General features: G+C 72.9%; 15 protein-coding genes. 8 read left to right on the forward strand and 7 right to left on the reverse strand.

Annotation, left to right across the window (positions count from 1 at the left end; translation table 11 throughout):
* The first annotated feature begins 253 nt into the window (after positions 1-253).
* From A6A06_RS24780 to A6A06_RS24795, 4 genes are all read left to right on the forward strand, one after another.
* The gene (locus A6A06_RS24780) at positions 254-2,080 is read left to right on the forward strand and encodes an AMP-dependent synthetase/ligase (RefSeq protein WP_199931124.1); all 1,827 of its coding nucleotides are present in this window, start codon (positions 254-256) and stop codon (positions 2,078-2,080) included.
* A gap of 96 nt (positions 2,081-2,176) precedes the next feature.
* Entirely contained in the window at positions 2,177-3,256 is a 1,080-nt protein-coding gene (locus tag A6A06_RS24785) for a hypothetical protein (RefSeq protein WP_242440923.1), read from the forward strand.
* Positions 3,257-3,354: 98 nt separating this feature from the next.
* Positions 3,355-4,185, forward strand: a complete 831-nt coding sequence (locus tag A6A06_RS24790; RefSeq protein ID WP_073763542.1) for an aldo/keto reductase — start codon at positions 3,355-3,357, stop codon at positions 4,183-4,185.
* Positions 4,186-4,440: 255 nt separating this feature from the next.
* Positions 4,441-4,758: an SH3 domain-containing protein gene (locus A6A06_RS24795; protein WP_073763543.1), complete on the forward strand. Its 318-nt coding sequence runs from the start codon at positions 4,441-4,443 to the stop codon at positions 4,756-4,758.
* Between the two features lie 364 nt (positions 4,759-5,122).
* On the opposite strand, the gene A6A06_RS24800 is transcribed toward A6A06_RS24795, so the two are convergent.
* Complete coding sequence (locus tag A6A06_RS24800; protein WP_073764546.1) at positions 5,123-6,094, reverse strand: class I SAM-dependent methyltransferase; 972 nt, start codon at positions 6,092-6,094, stop codon at positions 5,123-5,125.
* Positions 6,095-6,215: 121 nt separating this feature from the next.
* Between A6A06_RS24800 and A6A06_RS24805 the strand changes: the two genes are divergently transcribed.
* Positions 6,216-7,271: a DUF1266 domain-containing protein gene (locus A6A06_RS24805; protein ID WP_242440924.1), complete on the forward strand. Its 1,056-nt coding sequence runs from the start codon at positions 6,216-6,218 to the stop codon at positions 7,269-7,271.
* A gap of 45 nt (positions 7,272-7,316) precedes the next feature.
* Here A6A06_RS24805 and A6A06_RS24810 read toward each other — a convergent pair whose 3' ends face one another.
* The 3 genes from A6A06_RS24810 to A6A06_RS24820 are packed head-to-tail and all read right to left on the reverse strand — an operon-like array spanning position 7,317 to position 8,850.
* A complete protein-coding gene (locus A6A06_RS24810; RefSeq protein WP_242440925.1) occupies positions 7,317-7,688 on the reverse strand; it encodes an Asp23/Gls24 family envelope stress response protein in 372 nt (123 codons plus the stop codon).
* On the reverse strand, positions 7,685-8,314 hold the full coding sequence (locus A6A06_RS24815) for an Asp23/Gls24 family envelope stress response protein (protein WP_073763545.1): 630 nt from the start codon (positions 8,312-8,314) through the stop codon (positions 7,685-7,687). Before A6A06_RS24815 ends, A6A06_RS24810 begins: the two co-directional genes overlap by 4 nt.
* Positions 8,305-8,850: an RNA polymerase sigma factor gene (locus A6A06_RS24820; protein WP_073763546.1), complete on the reverse strand. Its 546-nt coding sequence runs from the start codon at positions 8,848-8,850 to the stop codon at positions 8,305-8,307. Before A6A06_RS24820 ends, A6A06_RS24815 begins: the two co-directional genes overlap by 10 nt.
* Positions 8,851-9,064: 214 nt before the next feature.
* Between A6A06_RS24820 and A6A06_RS24825 the strand changes: the two genes are divergently transcribed.
* A complete protein-coding gene (locus A6A06_RS24825; RefSeq protein ID WP_079194314.1) occupies positions 9,065-10,126 on the forward strand; it encodes a YihY/virulence factor BrkB family protein in 1,062 nt (353 codons plus the stop codon).
* 10 nt (positions 10,127-10,136) lie between these two features.
* Here the strand turns inward: A6A06_RS24825 and A6A06_RS24830 are convergent, their stop codons facing one another.
* Positions 10,137-10,448, reverse strand: coding sequence for a 4a-hydroxytetrahydrobiopterin dehydratase (locus A6A06_RS24830; RefSeq protein ID WP_073763547.1), 312 nt, complete (start codon positions 10,446-10,448; stop codon positions 10,137-10,139).
* A 220-nt stretch (positions 10,449-10,668) separates the two neighbouring features.
* On the opposite strand from A6A06_RS24830, the gene A6A06_RS24835 reads away from it, so the two are divergent.
* Positions 10,669-12,498 (forward strand): hydroxysqualene dehydroxylase, encoded by a 1,830-nt coding sequence (locus tag A6A06_RS24835; RefSeq protein ID WP_443333777.1) that lies wholly within the window; start codon positions 10,669-10,671, stop codon positions 12,496-12,498.
* A gap of 34 nt (positions 12,499-12,532) precedes the next feature.
* On the opposite strand, the gene A6A06_RS24840 is transcribed toward A6A06_RS24835, so the two are convergent.
* Positions 12,533-13,780: an RNA polymerase sigma factor gene (locus A6A06_RS24840; RefSeq protein ID WP_199931125.1), complete on the reverse strand. Its 1,248-nt coding sequence runs from the start codon at positions 13,778-13,780 to the stop codon at positions 12,533-12,535.
* Between the two features lie 52 nt (positions 13,781-13,832).
* Positions 13,833-14,189, reverse strand: coding sequence for a YciI family protein (locus tag A6A06_RS24845; protein WP_073763549.1), 357 nt, complete (start codon positions 14,187-14,189; stop codon positions 13,833-13,835).
* A gap of 216 nt (positions 14,190-14,405) precedes the next feature.
* Between A6A06_RS24845 and A6A06_RS24850 the strand changes: the two genes are divergently transcribed.
* Positions 14,406-15,227 (forward strand): helix-turn-helix domain-containing protein, encoded by an 822-nt coding sequence (locus A6A06_RS24850; protein ID WP_073763550.1) that lies wholly within the window; start codon positions 14,406-14,408, stop codon positions 15,225-15,227.
* Positions 15,228-15,255 lie beyond the last annotated feature (28 nt).

The following is a 15,255-nucleotide window of genomic DNA, read 5'->3' on the forward strand; positions in this document are numbered from 1 at the left end:
GGCCGTGGCGGCCGCTCCCCGGGCGGTCAGGGGCCGGCCGTGTTCGGAAAGATTTGGTGCAGATCCGGTCCCGGCGTCGTGATCGTCGGGGCGAGACGCCGCCGCCGATGTCCGGGCTTCTCCGGAGTAGCCCGTTTTCGCCTGATGACCAGCGACTGTGCCATCCGGCCGCCGGGCAGGACGCCCCTCCCGCGCGCCGTACGGTTGGGGTACGGTCTCGGCCCTGTGAGAAGCACGTCGAGGAGCTGGGTCATTGCGCGAGTTCACCGTCCCACCTTTGGCGACGGCGCCCCGCGTCGGCGGGTTGGCGGACGCCGTGTTCGACCATGCCGACTCGGAGCCCGGCCGGGCCGCGCTGGCCCGTAAGGACGCCACCGGCCGGTGGCGGGACGTGGCCGCGGCGCAGTTCCGCGACGAGGTCATGGCGCTGGCCAAGGGACTGCTCGCCCAGGGTGTCCGCTTCGGCGACCGGGTCGGGATCATGTCCCGTACCCGCTACGAGTGGACGCTGTTCGACTTCGCCCTGTGGGCCGTGGGCGCCCAGTCCGTACCGCTGTACCCCACTTCGTCCGCCGAGCAGGTCTTCTGGATGCTGCACGACGCGGGAGTGTCGGCCTGCATGGTCGAGCACGAGGACCACGCGATGACCATCGGCTCGGTCATCGACCGGCTGCCGCAACTGCGCCGCCTGTGGCAGCTGGACGCCGACCCGGTGGCCGAACTGACCGCGGCGGGCGCGCATCTGGAGGACGACGTGGTGCACCGCCACCGGATGGCGGTCACCCCGGACGCGACGGCGACGGTCATCTACACCTCCGGCACCACCGGCCGCCCCAAGGGCTGCGTGATCAGCCACGCCAACTTCATGGCGGAGGCCGACAACGTCGTCGAGCGGTACGAGACGGTCTTCCACTCCAAGCCCGGCGACGAGGCGTCCACCCTGCTGTTCCTGCCGCTCGCCCATGTCTTCGGGCGGATGGTGCAGGTCGCGGCCGTACGCGGGCGGGTCAAGCTGGGCCACCAGCCCGATCTGTCGGCCGCCGCCCTGCTCCCCGACCTCCAGTCGTTCCGGCCCAGCTTCATCCTCGCCGTGCCGTACATCTTCGAGAAGGTCTTCGCGGCGGCCCGGCGCAAGGCCGAGGCGGAGGGACGGCTCGGCCCGTTCGAGAAGGCCGTCGAGGTGGCGGTCCGCTACGCCGAGGCGCTGGAGCACAGGGCGTTCGGCACCGCGTCCGGGCCCAGTGCCCCGCTGCGGGTGCAGCACCAGCTCTTCGACAAGCTGGTCTACGGCAAGGTGCGCGAGGCGATGGGCGGCCGGGTACGGCATGCCATGTCGGGCGGTTCGGCGATGGAGCGCCGGCTCGGACTGTTCTTCGCCGGCGCCGGGGTGACCATCTACGAGGGGTACGGCCTGACGGAGTCCACCGCCGCCGCCACCGCCAACCCGCCCGAGCGGACCCGCTTCGGCACGGTCGGCTCCCCCGTCCCCGGCACGACCGTGCACATCGCCGAGGACGGCGAGATCTGGCTGCACGGCGGCCAGATCTTCCAGGGCTATCTGCACAACGTCCGGGCCACCGACGCCGTCCTGCGCGACGGCTGGCTGGCCACCGGCGACCTCGGCGCGCTCGACGAGGACGGCTACCTGACGATCACCGGCCGGAAGAAGGAAGTCCTCGTCACCTCCGGCGGCAAGACGCTGTCACCGGTCGTCCTGGAGGAGCGGGTACGGGCGCACCCGCTGGTCGCCCAGTGCATCGTGGTCGGCAACGACCGCCCGTACGTGGCCGCGCTGGTGACGCTGGACCCGGAGGCCGTCGCGCACTGGCTCGCCATGCGCGGCAAGCCGGAACTGCCGCCGACGGACCTCGTGCACGACCCCGACCTGGAGACCGAGATCCGGCGGGCCGTCGTCGCCGCCAACACGCTGGTCTCACAGGCCGAGTCGATCCGGACGTTCCGGATACTGGCGCACCAGTTCAGCGAGGAGCACGGCCTGCTGACGCCGTCGCTCAAGCTGAAGCGCAAGGCCATCGAGGCGGCGTACGCGACGGAGGTGGACGCGCTGTACCGGGCGTGAGGGGTGCGGGCCCGTCGGCCCTTCCCCCGTGCGGCGGAGGCGGTTCGTCCCCCGGCCGGAGGCGCCTTTCCCGGGCCGCCGGAAGGCTTGTATGCCATGGACACCGAGAATGCCAAGACCGCCGGAACCGCCGGGACCGCCGAGATCACTAAGCGCACTCAGCGCACTCAGCGCACTGAGCACACCGAGCACACCGCCAGACGCACGGACCGCCAGGTCCTCCTGGGCCGGATCGCCGTCGCGGCCTGCGCCCCGTACCTCCTGCTCAAGCTGCTGTGGGTACTGGGCTCCGACATCGGCGTCGTGGACCTGGCAGGGACCAGCCGGGGCTCCTGGATCGCGGTCAACGCCGTCACCTTCCTGATGGACGCCGTCGCCGCCGCCGTCGCGTACACGCTCACCCGCCCGTCGGGCCTGCGCGCCCCTGCCTGGCTGCTCGCCCTGCCCCTGTGGATGGCGTCCGGCCTGCTCGCTCCTCTGATGCTGACCGTACCGGCGGGCTCCGCCGTCGCCGCCGTCACCGGCGCGGCCAACCCGATCACATCCGGCGACGCCCTCCAGCCCTGGGTCTTCGTCCTCGTCTACGGCGCCTTCATCGTCGAGGGCTGCACCCTGCTGGGCGCCTTCTCGGTGTACGCGCACCGGCGCTGGGGCGTGCTGCTGCGCCGGCGGCTGGCGTCCGAACCCGCTCCCGCCCCTGGCGTACGGTCGGCGCGACGGCTGCTCGGTGTCCCGTCGGCGCTGCTCCTCGCCGTGCTGGGCACCGTCCACGTGCTGTGGGGCCTCGGTATGCCCGCGGGTGCCGGAGCGGCGGCGCTGCCCGCGCGGACTTCCGTCACCGCCACGTCCGACGTCGTCCTGGGCCTGCTGTCGCTGGCCGGCGCGGCCGGACTGACCGCCCTGCTCTTTCCCCGCCGGGGGCCTTGGCGGCAGCTGCGTACGCGGGTGCCGCTCGCCCTGGCCTGGGTGGGCTCCGCCGCGGTGTTCGCGTGGGGCGGAACGCTGTGGCTCTCGTGGACCGCGGCCGACGCCCTGACCGGCGGCGGCGAGGCCCCCGCCCGCGGCCTGGCGGGGGCCCTGGAACTGGCCGCCGGGCTGGTCGTGCTCTGCCTCGGCGCGCTCACCCTCGCGGCGGAGACGGCCCGCCTGCCCCAGGTCCCTCCCGCCGCTCGCTGAAGGTGCACGGGAATCGCTGAAGATGCGCGGGAATGCGTCGTACCGGATGATCGTTGTCATCGGAGAACATGTACGTCGACCTAAGGATCGCATCGCTCGTGAGCAAGGTCCCCCACATCACCCTCAACAACGGTGTCGCCATGCCGCAGCTCGGCTACGGCGTCTGGCAGGTGCCGGACGACGAGGCCTTCTCGGCCGTCGGAACCGCCCTGGAAGCCGGGTACCGCAGCATCGACACCGCCGCGATCTACGGCAACGAGGAGGGCACGGGGAAGGCGCTCGCCGCCTCCGGCATCGCTCGTGACGAGCTCTTCGTGACGACGAAGCTGTGGAACGACGACCAGGGCTACGACTCGACCCTGCGCGCCTTCGACACGTCCCTCGCCAAGCTGGGACTGGAGTACGTCGACCTGTACCTGATCCACTGGCCGATGCCCGCCAAGGGCACGTTCGTGGACACGTACCGGGCGTTCGAGAAGATCTACGAGGAGGGCCGGGCCAAGGCCATCGGCGTCTCCAACTTCCACCCCGCCCACCTGGAGCGGCTGCTGGGCGAGACGTCGGTCGTCCCCGCGGTCAACCAGATCGAGCTGCACCCGCAGCTCCAGCAGTCCGAGGCCCGTGCCTTCCACGCGCGGCACGGCATCGCGACCGAGGCCTGGTCGCCGCTGGGCCAGGGCAAGGACCTCCTGAAGGACGCGACCGTCACCGGGCTCGCCGAGAAGTACGGGCGCACCCCCGCGCAGATCGTGCTCCGCTGGCACCTCCAGCTCGGCAACGTCGTCATCCCGAAGTCCGTGACCCCGTCCCGGATCAAGGAGAACTTCGACGTCTTCGGCTTCGCGCTGGACGACGCCGACATGGCCGCCCTCGCGGGCCTGGACTCGGGCACGCGCCTGGGCCCGGACCCGGACACCATGAACGGCTGAATCCGCGCCCGGACCCCGGTCCGGTGTGCCACCTTCCGGCGCCGCCGCCCCACCCGGGGCGGCGGCGCCGTTCTCTTCTTCCCCCTCCTGTCTCCTCCCTCCCAGCTCACGCCCGGTTTCCCGGTTTCCCGCGCCCCGCGGGGGACGGGAAACCCCTTGGCCCGCGGTACGGCGCGGGACGAAGGTCATGGGTGTCGGGTCCGGGCAGTCGACGGCCCCGGTGCACCGAAGAGCACCACAACGGAGGAGACCCAGATGATCCGCATTCCTCGCGCCGCCGCTCTCGCGGCCACCGCGGCCGTGTTCGCACTCGCCGGCAGCACGGTGGCCACCGCCGCCGGCCCGGCCGCCACCCAGCAGTCCGCGTCGCCCGCGGTCCAGGCCGTCGTCTGCACCGTCAACGACAACGGCGTCAACTACCGCGGCGGGCCGGGCACCGGCTACCCGGTCCTGGGCCAGGTGAACAAGGGCCAGAAGATGAACGCCAAGGGCCGCGAGGGCTCCTGGGTCATGGGTGACCTCTGGGGCGGCCGTACCGGGGTGTGGATCCACAGCGCCTACCTGAACTGCTGAGTCCCGGCCCGCCGGCCCGGCCACGCCCTTCGCCGCGGGCCGGCGAGCTGGTCACACGGCGGGGTGGTGGGGGGGCCTTCCCGGCCCGGGAGGGCCACCACCCCGCCCGGCACCGGCCGACCGCCGCACGGCCACGTCCACACCACCGACCGCACGCGAGCACGCCGACGGGGGCGCGAAGCGGTACGGCACGGACGGGCCTACGGGGGGCGGCGGCCGGCCGGTGCGGTCGCCCGTCCGCCCCTCCCAGGGCGGGCCGGGCGCGCTTCGCGTGGCACGACGGGGCGGATGGCCGGGGCACGCGTGCCGTGTGGGAGGTCAGAGCGCCCGTTGCGGACGGGCAGGACGCGCGCCGTACGGACCGTCAGGACGCGCGTGCCGTGTGGAAGGTCTGGGCGGAGAGCCAGAAGAGGTCCGGGCGGCGGGCGATGCCGGCCGGGTCGTCCGGGGTGAGCAGGCGGTCGAGGGTCGCGCGGTCCTCCTCGTCCAGGATCTCGCCCGACATCTGGGCGAAGCGGGACAGCTGCCGGGTGACCTGGGCACGCTGGGAGGTGTTCAGCGGGGCGGGCAGGTCCAGCAGGAAGCTGCGGCTGAGCGGGGACCGCAGGCCGGCGGAGGTCAGGATGGCGGGCCAGTCCTCGACGAGGCCCCGGGTGCCGGGCAGCGCGGCGCGCATCTCGGCGAACCAGTCCTCCAGCAGCACGTCGAGACGGGCCTGGAGGCCGGGGCGGCCGATGCCGAAGTCGCGGGGCAGCATCCGGGACGTGAGACCGCCTTCGGACACGACGAGCAGTCCGCCGGGCCGCAGGCGGCGGGCCAGGGCGGCCACCGCCGCCGCCTGGTCGCCGACGTGGTGCAGGGCCTTGCTGGACCAGATGAGGTCCGCGTCCCCGATGCCGTCGATGCCGTCGGGCAGTTCGGCGACGTGGGTACGGAACCGGTCGCCGAGGCCGAGGCGGGCGGCGCGGTCCCGGGCGCGTTCGAGGAGCGCCTCGGTCGGGTCCACCGCCACGATCTCGGCCTGCGGGAAGGCGTGGGCGAGCAGGCAGGTGGTGACGCCGGGGCCGCTGCCGACGTCGAGTACCCGGCGGACCGCGTCGGGGCCGGGGCCGGACGGTTCCGTCAGCAGGTCCCGCAGCCAGGCCGTGGCCTGTTCGAGGAGCGGCGTCTGGAACTCGGCCTCTCCTTCCAGGTGGTCGGCGAGGTCTTCCCAGTCCATGTGCGCGCTGTCGTGGTGATGGTCGTGGCCCTGACCGGAGCCGTGGTCGTGGCCGGGTCCGTTGCCGTGGTCGTGGCCGCGTTCCGGGGCGGTGGTGCCGTGGTTGTGGTCCGTCATGACGCGAGCGTCCGACAGTGGGCGCCACAAGGCAAACATCCTTGCCGGTCCGGCAAAGCCCGAGGTGGGCGCGGACCCCGCCTCCCGGCCTGCCGGACGGCCCCCCGTAAGGTTCACGACCGTGGGAACTCCAGGATGGATACCGCCGACCGAGACGGAACGGCGACTGTGGGAGGCCGGTGCCCGTGGCGACCGGGAAGGCCAGGTCGCGGCGGTGGCCGGCGAGGACCTGTACCTGGTGGTACCGCAGCAGGGCCAGGATCCGCTGCCGGTCTACGAGGACCCGGCCGGCGGCGGTACGTGCATTCCCGTGACGACCCGCGGCATGCTGCCGCCGTGGCACCCCCAGCAGCTCTTCGACCGGGTATCGGTCGAGGAGCTGGCGCAGGACTGGCCGAACGACAAGTGGAAGCTGGCGGTCAATCCGGGTACGCCGTGTGCCGCGTACCTGCCGGCCTCCGCCGCGCACCGCGGCGCCTGGACGCGTATCCGTGCCCAGTTCGGGGTCCGGCCCGGCGGGCTGCTCACCACCCATCTCGGCGGCCCGCTGCACGGCCCGCTCGCCCAGGGTCTCGCCTGCGGCGCGCCGATCGCCGTGCACCACAGCGTGCCGTGGAACGAGCTGGGCACCGCCTTCCTCGACTACGCGGCCGACGCCCGGATTCTGCACGAGCAGTGGTCGGTCACCGACCCGGCGTCCTGGCGTCAGCGCCTCGACCAGTTGCTCGACGCCGGGTTCGTACCGGCCGGGACCGAGGCGGCGCTGCGTGCCCGGGGCGCAGGAACCGCGGAAGAAGAGGACGGCAGCTCCGGCGGGGTGCCGGAGCTGGTGGGGACGTACGAGGAGCGCTTCCGTGCGGACGGGCTGCTGCCCGCGGGCGGGCAGGTGAAGTCGCTCGTCGCCCTGGACTACGCGCACGCTGTCAACCTCGTCCGCTGGGGGCTCGGGGCCCGCTACTGCGCGCCCCCGGAAGCCGAGCAAGCCGTACTGCGCGCTGGTGAGCTGGCGCACGCGGCGTACGGCTCCTGGCAGGAGTTCTCGGCGGGGTACGCCCTGGGCCGGGTGCTGGCCTTCGACAACGGCTGGTTCGGCACGGCGTACCAGGAAGCGGTGCACATCCACCGTGTCCTCGGCCAGGATCCGGCCTCGCCCTGGGCGAATCTGCCCTTCGCCTGACGGCGCGCGGGACGACCTCGGCGTCGGATCCGTACGCCCACGGCGTCAGGTGATGTCCGTGACGGTCACCGACACGGCGACCGTCGTCGCGGCTTCGCCCGCCGTGCGCAGCGCCTCCTGGACCGCCGCCATGACGCGCGGCCGGACCGCGCGGGTCACGTCCAGGGCCCGGTGGCCGCGCCGCACCGCCAGGTGGACGCGGATCCGCCACTGCCCGGGGCCGGGCCCGCGTTCGGCCCGTACGCCGGCCACGCGGCCGTTCCGCCCGGCCGGGGCCTCCCGCGTCACCGTGCCCCGCAGCAGTTCGCCCAGGCCGGGCCGCAGGAAGGCGACGCCGGGTGTGTCCTTGGCGGCTCCGGCGGCGGCCCGCAGGACCGCGGCGTGCAGCTGCGCGTCGCCGCTCATGACGTGGCTCATGGCGTGTCCCCCTCGACGAGGTCGACGACGGTGACGTCGATCTCCTCGACGTCCAGGCCGACGCCGTCCCGTGCCGCCGCGCGGACCCGTTCCCGTACCCGGTCGGCCAGGGCGGGCAGCGGCCACTCGTATCCGGCGGCCAGTTCCAGTGCCACCTTCATGGGGCCCTGCGGCGCGAGCAGCGTGACCCGGCAGCTGCCCGCCTGCACGTCCGGGAGGGTTTCGGCGGCGGCGCGGAAGGTCTTGGCCGCCGCGGCCTCGGTGATCCACGCGTCGTCCCCGGGTTCGCCCAGCGGCAGGGTCCGCCCCGGACGGAGTTCGGTCCGGACCAGGTCCATCACCCGGGCCGTGAAGCGCTCGGTGCTCCGGTGCTCCTCGTCGCGTCCGGTGGCTTCGGCGGCCTGCCGGGCTTCGCGTACGTAGCTGTCGAGTGTGCCGAGGCCCGCCAGTGCCTCCTGGCAGTACGGGCACCGCGCGGCGTGCGGACCGGCGTCCGGGCCTCCCGTGTCCCCGTCCGGGTCACCGGCTGCGTCGGGGCCCGCGGGGGCCGGTTCGTGCTCCTCCCACACGGACGACAGCGCGCGGCCGCAGGGCAGGATCGGGTCGTCTTGCTCACCTAGCGCCATGCGCCCATCGCCTCCGTCAGATAGCGGCGTGCCCGGAAGACCCTGCCACGGACCGCCTGGTGGCTGATGCCCACCACCGCGGCGATCTCCTCGTACGGCAGGGCGTGCAGCTCGCGCAGCACCCAGCAGGCGCGCTGTTCCGGGGTGAGTCCGTCCATCGCCCGCATCAGCTCCTCGACGGCGGCGGTCGACTCGGCCGCCCGCACCGGTGACGAGGCGTGCTCGGGTGCGCTCGGTTCGGGTACCGAGCCGAGGTCCTGGGTGGGTCTGCGGGCCCGCAGCAGATTGAGGCACCGGTTGGTGACGATGCGGTACATCCAGGTCGCGAACGCGGCGTCGCCGCGGAACTCCGGGATTCTGCGCCACGCGCTCACGAAGGCGTCCTGTACGGCGTCCTCCGCGTCGGTGCGGCTGCCGAGCAGCCGGGTCGCCAGGCGCAGGAGCTGAGCGCTGTGGCGGCGTACGAGCACCTCGAAAGCCCCTTCGTCCCCCTCCCCGGCACGTACGGCCAGCAGGGTGTCGCTGGGTTCGGGCACTCGCCGGCTCCTTCCTTCCCCACTCCATTTTCACCAATCAGACATGATTTGTCGGTTTCTGGGGGTCCTGCGGGCGTTTTCCGGGCCCGTCACCCACCGACACCTACCACCGCGCACCGCCGGACGGAGCACGCCGCGGACGCTTGTACGCTGCGCAAACGGGCAGACGGAACGGGCGCCCGGCGCGCACGGCACGAGGAGAGGACGGACTCACATGGGCGGGAGCGGTACGGACCGCGGGCTGCACCGAACGCTGCTCACGGCCGGCACCGGCAGGCCGCGCGCACGCGGCGCCGCGCTGCCCGGCTGGCCCCGGATCCGGGCCGCGGCCCGCCGCACCCCGGTCTCGATCTGGAACGACGACGTGTCCGACTGGGCGGCCAGCCTGACGTACTACTCGGTGCTGGCCCTGCTGCCCTCGGTGATCGTCACCATCTCACTCATCGGCCTGGCCGACCCCGCGTCCACCGAGGAGCTGATCAACCACATCAGCTCGCTCGCCCCGGGCGGGTCGGGCGGGACCGTCCGCCGGGCCCTGGTCACCATGGCCCAGCAGCGGACCGCCGCGTGGCTGCTCGTGGGGGGTGCGCTGGTCAGCGCACTGTGGTCCTCGTGCAGCTACCTGGCGGTGTTCCGGCGGGCCCTGCACGCCATGTACCGCGTCAAGGACGACCGGCCGCCGTGGCGCAAGGCCCCGCGCATCCTGGCCACGGCACTGCTGCTGATGGCGCTGCTGATCAGCAGCGCGGTCGCCCTGCTGGTCAGCGGGCCGATAGCGCGCGCGGCGGGCAGGCGTCTGGGGCTCGGCGAGGCGGGCGGGGCGATGTGGAACCTGTTGCAGTGGCCGCTGCTGTTGCTGCTGGCCGTCGTGCTGGTGATGGTGCTCTTCCGTACGGGTCCGTCGCGCACGCGCGGGCGGCGGGCGGTGCCCGGGGGCGTGGTCGCGGTGCTGCTGTGGCTGGTGGCCTCGGGGGGATTCACGTTCTACGTCTCGTACGTGGGCACGTTCAACCGGCTCTACGGGTCGCTCGCCGGGCCCGTCGTCTTCCTGATCTGGCTGTGGTTCTCCCATCTGTCCCTGCTGAGCGGCGCCCAGTTCAACGCCGAGCTGACCCGCATGGAGAACGCGGACGCGCCCGCGGAGCAGGACGCGGACCCCGGCGAGTCCGGCGAGTCCCCCGGAAACGGCAAGTCCCCCGGGGACGGCGGGGACGGCAAGTCCCCCGGGGACGGCGGGGACGGCGAGTCCGGCGGGGACGCGAAAACGAAGAGCTGAGCGCTCCCGCTCACCGCGCCCCGTGGCCGGTGGCGATCTCCTCGACCCGGTGTGCCAGCGTGAAGTCGAGGGCGGTGACCGCGTTGCCGGCGCTGTGGGTGTGCACGGCGACGGTGAGGGTGTTGTAGCCGAGGGTCAGCTCGGAGTGGTGGTGCAGCTCCTCCTGGATCTGGGCGACGTGGACCACCATCGCGGCGGCCGGAAGGTGCTGGTCGAACGTGTAGGTGCGGCTCAGCCTGCCGTCCGTCACCGACCAGCCGGGCAACTCCGCGAGGCGGTCCTCGATCTCCTTGTCCGTCAGCGGGTCCACCTGAGCGTCCATCTCGCTCCACCTCTCCGTCACGGCGCATGGCCGCACGTACCGCCCGTACCACCGGACAGTTCCGTGCCGTGTCGATTGCAGCAGTTCCAGCGTGGCACGCCGAGGACGCTTTCCCGCCAATGTACGGACGGCCACGCCACGGGCTTCCGGGGTCAGGGGGCCGCTCCTATGCTCCTGCGCCTGACGCGCCGTCCGTTACCGGGGGTAGTAGGGAGTAGCCGTGGACACCGTGGACCGTACGGAGCACACGCACAGAACCGGTGGCGAACGGCCCCGGCGGGCGTTCCTGGGCGGGGTGGCGGCGGTGGGCGGTGCGCTCGCCCTGGGAGCCGGCGGTACGGCGGCCGCCGCGCCCGCGCCGGCCGCCGCCCGGCGCCGTACCGCGGGCCGGACCGTGGCCGTCCTGGGCGGCGGAGTGGCCGGACTGACCGCCGCGCACGAGCTGGCCGAGCGCGGTTTCCAGGTCACCGTGTACGAGCGCAAGCCCGGCGGGCTGGGCGGCAAGGCCCGCAGCATGGACGTGCCGGGCAGTGCGCGCGGCGGGCGCAGGCCGCTGCCCGGCGAGCACGGTTTCCGCTTCATCCCGGGCATCTACCACAACCTGCCGGACACCCTGCGCCGCATCCCGTTCCCCGGCAACGCCAACGGCTGCCACGACAACCTGGTGGCCTCCACCGAGGTGATGTTCGCCCGCACCGGCGGCCGCGAGGACATCCGTATCCCGTTCTCCTCCCTCGGCACTCCCCCGCCGGTCCTCACCCCCGACGCGTTCCTGCGCATGGTGACGGGGCTGCTGGACACCGCGACCCGCCTCCCCGTCCACGAGGTGGCGTACTTCGCCAACCGGCTGCTGGTCTTCCTCACCAGCTGCGACCGGCGCCGGCTGGACGTCTGGGAGCACACGCCGTGGTGGCGCTTCCTGCGGGCCGCGTCGATGTCCGCCGACTACCAGCGCCTGCTGGCCATCGGCCTGACCCGCAACATCGTCGCGACCAAGGCGGAGATCGCCTCCACCCGTACCGTGGCGACCTGCGCGGAGGCGTTCGTCTTCAACCTGCTGGGGCGGGGCGCGGACGGGCAGCCGGACCGGGTGCTGAATCTGCCCACCAACGAGGCGTGGATCAACCCGTGGGTGGCGTATCTGCGGTCGCTCGGGGTGCGGTTCGAGGTCGGCTGGGCCGTACGGGACCTGCGGCTCGCGGGCGGCCGGATCGCTGAGGCGGTCGTCACCGACCCGCAGGGCGCGCGGCAGTCGGTCACCGCCGACCACTTCATACAGGCGATGCCGGTCGAGCACGCCCGTGCCACCTGGAACGCCGCGGTACGGGCCGCCGACCCGCAACTGGCGCGCTGCGACAAGCTGGCGACGGACTGGATGACGGGCATCCAGTTCTATCTGACCGAACCGACGCCGGTCATCCACGGACACGTCAACCACATCGACTCGCCGTGGTCGCTGACCGCGGTCGGCCAGGCGCAGTACTGGAAGGGCCGCGACTTCCCGGCCGACTACGGGGACGGGACGGCCGCCGACTGCCTGTCGGTGGACATCTCGGAGTGGGACCAGCCGGGCATCCTGTACGGGAAGACGGCCAAGCAGTGCACGCGCGAGGAGGTCGCGCGGGAGGTGTGGGCGCAGATGAAGGCCGGGCTCAACGACACCGGGGCGGCCGTGCTGCGCGACGCGACGCTGCACTCCTGGTTCCTGGACCCGGCCGTGTCCGGGCTCGGCACGCCGCACCCCGCCAACGACGAGCAGTTGCTGATCCACCCCACCGGCTCCTGGCTGAACCGGCCCTCCTCCCGTACGGCGATCCCCAATCTGTTCCTGGCCGGTGACTACGTGGCCGTCGACATCGACCTGGCGACGATGGAGGGCGCCAACGCGTCCGCGCGCCAGGCCGTGAACGCGCTGTTGGACGCGTCGGGTTCGGCCGCCGAGCGGTGCGCGGTCATTCCGCTGTACCGCGCGCCGGAGTTCGCGGCGCTCAGGCGCCACGACGAGACGCGGCACCGGTTCGGGCTGCGCAACGTCTTCGATCTGGGCTGACGCCCGGGGCGCCGGGGAGGGAGGCGGCACCTCGTCAGGGCGGCCCGGGGACCACGCGGGCCGCCCTGGCCAGGAGAAGCGTCTTCTCCCGCGCGTTAAGGGCCAGGCCCGCCGCCCGCTCGAACTCCCCGCGCGCCTCGGCCGCCCGCCCCAGGCGCTCCAGCAGATCGCCCCGGACGCTCGGAAGCAAGTGGTAGCCCTTCAGCGCGGGGTCGGCCGCCAGGGCGTCCACCAGCTTCAGGGCGGCGGCGGGACCTTCGGCCATCGAGACGGCGACCGCCCGGTTCAGTTCCACCACCGGGGAGGGGGACTGCGCCAGCAGCCGGTCGTAGAGGGTGGCGATGGCGGCCCAGTCCGTGTCCTCGTAGCGAGGGGCCACCGCGTGGTGCGCGGCGATGGCGGCCTGCAGCGAGTACGGGCCGTGCCCGGCGCGGTGCAGGGCGTCGACGCCGCGGCGCACGAGCATACGGTTCCACTTGGCGCGGTTCTGGCCGGGAAGCAGCACCGGCTCGCCGTCGGGCCCCGTACGGGCGGGGATGCGCGACGCCTGGAACTCCAGCAGCGCCGCCAGCCCGTGCACTTCTGGTTCGTCCGGCATCAGGCCGGCCAGGACGCGGGCGAGGCGCAGCGCGTCCTCGCACAGAGCCGGGCGCACCAGGTCGTCGCCGGCCGTGGCGGAATATCCCTCGTTGAAGACGAGGTAGATGACTTCCAGGACGGAGGAGAGCCGGGCCGAACGTTCGGTGCCGTACGGGACTTCGAAGGGCACCCGGGCCTCGGCGAGCGTCCGTTTGGCGCGCACCACGCGCTGCGCCACCGTGGACTCCGCGACGAGAAAGGCACGGGCGATCTCCGATGTCGTCAGCCCGCCCAGCAGCCGCAGGGTGAGCGCGACGCGGGCCGGGGCGGGCAGCACGGGATGGCAGGCGGTGAAGATCAGTCGCAGCAGGTCGTCGTCGATGTCCTCGGCGTCCGCCGGCTCCGGTGGCGGTACGTCCTCCAGAGCCCGCCCGACCTCGGCCAGCTTGCGCGCGTACGTCTCCTTGCGGCGGACGAGATCGATCGCACGGCGCTTGGCGGTGACCATGAGCCAGGCGCCCGGACGGTCCGGGACACCCGACTCCGGCCACTGTTCCAACGCGGCGACCAGGGCGTCCTGCGCGAGTTCCTCGGCGATGCCCACGTCCCGCACGACGCGGGTGACACCGGCGATGATCCGCGCGGACTCGATCCTGAACACCGTCTCGACCGTCGCGGTCACGCTCACTGCCGTCACGGCCACATCAGACCAGCCGTTCCGGAGGGCGGCAAGCGCGGCCGGGCCGGGCCGCCCGTCAGCCCTCGACGACCTCGCGGACCTCGGCGGTGATCGTCCAGTAGTCCTCGTGGGTGCGCAGGAACCGGCTGGCCCACTCCAGCGCCTCGGCCTTGTCCTTGGCCTGGATCAGCGAGTAGCCGCCGATGACCTCCTTGGTCTCGGTGAACGGCCCGTCGGTGGAGGTGAGCTTGCCACCGGACCAGGTGACCCGGGTGCCCTGGGAGGTCGGGGCGAGCCCGGCGGTGTCCAGCATGACCCCGGCCTTGGTGATCTCCTCGTGCAGCGCGCCCATACGCTCCATGAGTTCGGGGCTCGGGCCCTCGGCGGGGGCGTTCTTCTCGTCGATGCGGATCAGCGTCAGGAAGCGCGGCACGGTGACTCCTCGGTCGTACGGGCGGGGTCTGTCCCCGCCTCTCACCCCTGCGTCGAACGGGAGACCGCCGGATCGACAGGACGCCGGATTTTTCTCGGGATTTTTTCCGGCGGGGCCGGGGGTGTCCCGGGGCCGGGGCTCGGCGGCTCGGGGCTCGTAGAGTCGGGGGCCCGTGCCCCGCCCGTACAGACGTACAGAATCGGTTACCGTTCGGCCATGACGACTGCTGCGGTCTCCTCGAAGACGGCGTCCGACACGGCCGGGGTCGGGGCGCTGCTGCGCGAGTGGCGGGTGCGGCGCCGCGTCAGCCAGCTCGGGCTGGCGCTGCGGGCCGACTCCTCCGCCCGGCACATCAGCTTCATCGAGACCGGCCGCGCCCGGCCCAGCCAGGAGATGGTGCTGCGGCTGGCCGAACACCTCGACGTCCCCGTACGGGAGCGCAACGCGCTGCTGATCGCGGCGGGTTACGCGCCCGGCTTTCCCGAGACCCCTTTGGACGACCCGTCGATGGACGCGCTGCGGACCGGCCTGGAACGGCTGCTGACGGGTTACGAGCCGTTCCCCGCCCTGGTCGTCGACGCCACGTACCACGTCGTCGCCGCGAACCGGGGCATCACGGCGCTGATGGCGGGCGTCAGCGAAGCGCTGCTGGAACCTCCGCTGAACGCCATGCGCATCACCCTGCACCCGGACGGGCTCGCTCCCCGTATCCGCAACTTCCTGGAGTGGCGGGAGCACCTGCTCACGCAGATGCAGCGGCAGTTGGCGGTCATGCGCTCCGCGCCGCTGCGCGCGCTCCACGAGGAGGTCAGCGGCTATCCGCTGCCCGAAGGCGGACGGGAGACGGCCGCGGGCGGCGGACACGCGCCGTACGCGCTGCCGATGGTCATCGAACACGACGGGCGGTTGCTGTCCTTCATCTCCACGATCGCCACCTTCAACACCCCGACGGACGTGACCGTCTCCGAACTCGCCCTGGAAACCTTTCTCCCGGCGGACCCGGAGACGGCCGAACACTTGCGGGGGTGGCTGCCGTAGGACCGCGTCCGGGCGGCCGACCCCCGTA

This window comes from Streptomyces sp. CB02923 (assembly GCF_001905005.1).
In the GTDB taxonomy this organism is placed as follows: Bacteria; Actinomycetota; Actinomycetes; order Streptomycetales; family Streptomycetaceae; genus Streptomyces.